The sequence below is a fragment of the Streptomyces pseudovenezuelae genome (assembly GCF_001513955.1).
Taxonomy (GTDB): domain Bacteria; phylum Actinomycetota; class Actinomycetes; order Streptomycetales; family Streptomycetaceae; genus Streptomyces; species Streptomyces pseudovenezuelae.
Window position 1 is genome coordinate 10962 of the sequence record NZ_KQ948160.1, and the last position, 648, is coordinate 11609.

At 69.3% G+C, this 648-nt stretch carries 1 protein-coding gene; it reads right to left on the reverse strand.

What is annotated here, in order from left to right:
- A partial coding sequence (locus AQI94_RS42105; protein WP_159050661.1) for an AMP-binding protein occupies nt 1-648 on the reverse strand: 648 nt, incomplete at both ends.

Sequence of the window (648 nt, forward strand, 5' to 3'; positions counted from 1 at the left end):
GAAAACCACGCACCTTGAGCTGGTCGTCCGCCCGGCCCAGGAACTCCAGACGCCCATCCGCGAGCCAACGCACCCGGTCCCCCGTGCGATACAGCCGGGATCCGTCGTCGGTAAAGGGGTTCGGGATGAACCGCTCGCCGGTCAGTGCCGGGCGGCCCAGATAGCCACGGGTCACTCCCGTGCCACCGATGAACAGCTCACCCGCCACACCCACCGGGACCGGCTGCAACCGCTCGTCCAGGACATAGACCTGTGTGTTGGCGATGGGCGAACCGATCGACAGGCCGGCGCCGGAGGAGACCTGGTCGGTGGTCGACCAGATCGTCGTCTCGGTCGGGCCGTACATGTTCCACACCTCGGCCCCGCTCCGCAGCAGCACCTCCGCCAGCGGAGACCGCAACGCCTCACCACCCGCCAGCACTCGTAGGCCCGCGAGGCTCGGCCGGCTGTTCGCCAGCAGCATCTGCCACCACGACGGCGTCGCCTGCACCACCGACGCACCCACCCTCGCCAGCTCACCCGCCAGCAGACCGGGATCCGCCACCTTCTCGTGCGGGGCCACGACCACCCGGGCACCGGATACCAGCGGCAGCCACAGCTCCAGACCGGAAATGTCGAAGCCCAGCGTGGTCACCGCGAGCAGCACAT